Annotated in this window: 3 protein-coding genes; all 3 read left to right on the top strand. The window is 75.9% G+C overall.

Annotation, left to right across the window (positions count from 1 at the left end; all coding sequences use genetic code 11):
* Nucleotides 1-1030 (top strand): DMT family transporter (locus tag MN205_RS13790; RefSeq protein WP_242128213.1); only part of this gene is annotated, 1030 nt, incomplete at its 5' end.
* Between the two features lie 55 nt (nt 1031-1085).
* The gene (gene acs / locus MN205_RS13785; RefSeq protein ID WP_242128211.1) at nt 1086-3029 is read left to right on the top strand and encodes an acetate--CoA ligase; all 1944 of its coding nucleotides are present in this window, start codon (nt 1086-1088) and stop codon (nt 3027-3029) included.
* Nucleotides 3030-3103: 74 nt separating this feature from the next.
* Complete coding sequence (locus tag MN205_RS21975) at nt 3104-4102, top strand: endonuclease/exonuclease/phosphatase family protein (protein ID WP_242128209.1); 999 nt, start codon at nt 3104-3106, stop codon at nt 4100-4102.
* The last annotated feature ends 245 nt before the right edge of the window (nt 4103-4347 follow it).

The raw sequence follows: 4347 nt of genomic DNA, 5'->3' as shown, positions 1-4347 counted from the left end.
CGGCCGCGAGTTCATCCGCGTGTTCGAGCAGGCCGCCTCCGACGTCATCGCCGCCGAGGGCGGGGCGCGACGGGGCTTAGCGTGGGCGACCGTGACGACCGCGGCCCCCGCCGAGCCCCGCACCTCCCCGGCCGCAGCGGTCGGCATGGTCCTCGGCGCCGCCGCCAGCGTGCAGGTCGGCGCCACCGCCGCCAGCGCCCTGTTCCCCTCAGTCGGCGCCGTCGGCGCCGCCGCCCTGCGCCTGCTGCTGGCCGCGCTCGTCATGGCCCTGGCGGTGCGGCCCCGCGCGTGGCGGTGGGACCGCAGGCAGCTCGGCCTGTCCGCCGCCTTCGGCGCCGTGCTGGCCGCGATGAACACCTCCTTCTACGCCGCCCTCACCCACATCCCCCTCGGCGTCGCCGTCACCTGCGAGTTCCTCGGGCCCCTGGTGCTGTCCGCGGTGCTCACCCGGCGCCGCCGCGACCTGGTGTGGGTGGTCCTGGCGCTGGCCGGGGTCGTCGCGCTGGGCCTGGGCGGCGACGGCGAGGGCGGTGCGCTCGAACCCGTCGGGGTGCTGCTGGCGCTGCTGGCCGGCGCGTTCTGGGCCGGGTACGTCCTGCTCAGCGCCCGCGTCGGCGCGGCCGTGCCCGGGCAGGGCGGCCTGGCCGTCGCCAGCGTCGTCGCCGGTGCCCTCGTGCTGCCCCTCGGGATCGGCACCGCCGGGGCGGACCTGCTGCGCCCGCACGTCCTGCTGCTCGGCCTGGCCGCCGCCCTGATGTCGTCCGTGCTGCCGTACTCGCTGGAGCTGGTGGCCCTGCGGCGCCTGCCCGAGCGCACCTTCGGGGTGCTGCTCAGCCTGGAACCGGCCATCGCCGCCCTCGTCGGCTGGCTGCTGCTGTCGCAGGCGCTGCCCGCCAGCTCCGTGGCCGCCGTCGCCGTCGTCGTGGTCGCCAGCGCCGGGGCCACCGCCACCGCCCGCCGCGAACCCGCCCCCGGCGGTGCGCTGGCCGATCCCGGTGTCGCCACGCACGTGCAGGACCGGGACGGATAGCCTCGCACCGCGGCCGCGCCCCGCGGCCGGACAGCGTTTGTCGAGGAGGACGACGATGACCACGACCGAGGGCACACCGCCGGTGCAGACGGTCGCCCCCGACCCGGAGTTCGCCGCCCGGGCCGTCGCGAAGGCCGACCTCTACGAGCGGGCCGCCGCCGACCGCCTCGGCTTCTGGGCCGAGCAGGCCCGCGAGCACGTCACCTGGGACACCGACTTCACCGACGTCCTCGACTGGTCGAACCCGCCGTTCGCGAAGTGGTTCGTCGGCGGGGAGCTCAACGTCGCCGTGAACTGCGTGGACCGGCACGTGAGCGCCGGGAACGGCGAGCGCGTCGCCATCCACTTCGAGGGTGAACCCGGCGACACCGCCTCCGTCACCTACGCCCAGTTGCAGGAGCAGGTCTGCCGCGCCGCCAACGCCCTGACCGCCCTCGGCGTCGGCCCCGGCGACCGCGTCGCGATCTACCTGCCGATGCTCGTGGAGTCCGTCGTGGCGATGCTCGCGTGCGCGCGCCTCGGCGCGGCGCACTCGGTGGTGTTCGGCGGGTTCTCCGCCGACGCGCTGCACTCGCGCATCGTGGACGCCGAGGCGAAGGTCGTCATCACCTGCGACGGCAGCTACCGCCGCGGCAAGCCCACCACCCTCAAGCCCGCCGTGGACGCGGCGCTGGCCAAGGGCGCCCCCAGCGTCACGAACGTGCTCGTCGTCAAGCGCAACGGCGAGGACGTGGAGTGGACCGAGGGCCGCGACGTGTGGTGGCACGAGGCGCTGGGGGCCGCGAGCCCGGAGCACGAGGCGCAGGCGTTCGACGCCGAGCAGCCGCTGTTCATCCTCTACACCTCCGGGACCACCGGGAAGCCCAAGGGCATCCTGCACACCTCCGGCGGGTACCTCGTGCAGACGGCGTCCACGTTCCGCAACGTCTTCGACATCCGTCCCGAGCGGGACGTGTACTGGTGCACCGCCGACGTCGGCTGGGTCACCGGCCACAGCTACGTCGTCTACGGTCCCCTCGCCAACGGCGCCACCCAGGTGGTCTACGAGGGCACCCCCGACACCCCCGACAAGGACCGCTGGTGGTCCATCGTCGCCAAGCACCGCGTCACCGTGCTGTACACCGCGCCCACCGCGATCCGCACCTGCATGAAGTGGGGCGAGGAGTACCCCGCACGCCACGACCTGTCCAGCCTGCGGGTGCTGGGCAGCGTGGGGGAGAACATCAACCCCGAGGCGTGGAACTGGTACCGCCGCGTCATCGGCGGGAACCGCACCCCGATCGCCGACACGTGGTGGCAGACCGAGACCGGCGCCCACATGATCGCCCCCCTGCCCGGGGTGACGACCCTCAAGCCCGGCTCCGCGCAGGTGCCGTACCCGGGGATCGTCGCCGAGGTCGTCGACGACGCCGGTGAACCCGTCGGGCACGGCCAGGCCGGCTACCTGGTGCTCACCGAGCCGTGGCCGTCGATGCTGCGCGGCATCTGGGGCGACGAGCAGCGGTTCAAGGACACCTACTGGGCGCGCTTCCCCGGGCGCTACTTCGCCGGTGACGGCGCCAAGCGCGACGAGGACGGCGACATCTGGCTGCTCGGCCGCGTCGACGACGTCATGAACGTCTCCGGGCACCGGCTGTCCACCGCCGAGATCGAGTCCGCGCTCGTCTCGCACCCGGACGTCGCCGAGGCCGCCGTCGTCGGCGCCACCGACGAGACCACCGGCCAGGCCGTCGTCGCGTTCGTCATCCTGCGCGGCGGCCACGAGCAGGGCCCGGACACGGTGAAGCAGCTGCGCGACCACGTCGGCAAGGAGATCGGCCCCATCGCCAAGCCGAGGTCGATCATGGTGGTGGCGGAGCTGCCGAAGACCCGCTCCGGCAAGATCATGCGCCGGCTGCTGCGCGACGTCGCCGAGCACCGCCCCACCGGTGACGTCACCACCCTCACCGACTCCACGGTGATGGACTCCATCCGCACCGGCATGGGCGCCGGGGACTGATCCGCACAGCACCTCCACCGCACCCGCCCCGGGCCCCGGCCCGGGGCGGGCGCGCGTGCGGCACGCTCAGCCACGTGCACCGGACCGCTCACCGCTCCCGCCGCGCCCGAGCCGCCACCGCCGCCGTGACCGTCGTGGTCACCGCGGGCGCCGTCGTCGCCGCCGCCCCCGACCGCTTCGGCCTGGCGGACGCGCGCCCGTTCGTGTGGGTGGTGCCGTTCCGGGTGCCGCTGGGCCTGGGGCTGGCGGGTGTCGCCGGCGTCCTCGGGCTGGCCGGGCTGCGGTGGCGGCGCGCGCTGCCGGCGGCCGCCGCGGTCGCGGTGGTCGCCGCCGCGTCGCTGACCGCCACCGCCCACCGCGGGCTGTCCGCCGGTGAGCTGCCGCCCGCCCGGGAGGGCGACGTCACCGTCCTGGCCTCCAACGTGCTGCACGCGCGCGCCGACCGGGACGCGCTCGCCCGGCTCGTCGTGGGCACCGGCGCCCAGGTGGTCTCCCTGCCGGAGGCCACCGACGCGTACGCGCGGGACGTCGCGGCGCGGGTGGAGGCCGCCTCCGGCCGGAGCCTGCAGGTCTTCTTCACCGGTGACCGCGGCGGGCGCTCCCGGGAGGGCACCGCGCTGCTGGTGGACGCCGGGCTGGGCGAGTACCGGCAGACCGACGACTTCGCGGGCTCGCCCACCGCCGTCACCACCGCCGTGCCGGTGGACGGCGACGGCCCGCCGCTCGCGGCCGTGCACACCACCGCCCCCGTGCCCGGGCTGCTCCAGGAGTGGTCCCGGGAGGTGCCCGCCGTGGCGCGGTGGTGCGCCGCGAACCCCGGGGCGCTGGCCGCGGGCGACTTCAACGCCACCCTGGACCACCCCGGCCTGCCCGGCGGGTGCGTGGACGCCGGGGCGGCCACCGGCACCGGCGCGCACGGCACCTGGCCGGTGGACGTGCCGGCCGTGCTGGGGGCCACGATCGACCACGCCGTCGCCGACGGCTCCGCGTGGGAGGCCGTCGGCACGGGCGTGCGCGAGGTCCCCGGCACCGACCACCGCGCCGTGGTGGCCCGCTGGCGCCCCACCCCCTGACCCCCCACCTCGCCGTGATCTTGCGCGCGTGAGCGTTAGACCGTGCAAGATCACCGTGGGAGCGGGGCGGGGATCACGGCGAGTGCGGGGCCACCCGGGTTCCCGTGACGGCGGTGCGCCGCGCGGCGGACGCCCGGCACGCCGGAGCGGGATCTTGCCCGGAAAGTCCCCCTGAAGGGGGGGCCTCCCCCTAGGGTCGGGCATCGGCCGGTGATCGTCCCCCTGTGCGGAACCGGCCTCGGCGT

The organism is Kineococcus sp. TRM81007 (assembly GCF_022669155.1).
In the GTDB taxonomy this organism is placed as follows: domain Bacteria; phylum Actinomycetota; class Actinomycetes; order Actinomycetales; family Kineococcaceae; genus Kineococcus.
The sequence above is the reverse complement of the archived record's forward strand: the minus strand, read 5'-3'. Positions and strand labels throughout refer to the sequence as shown.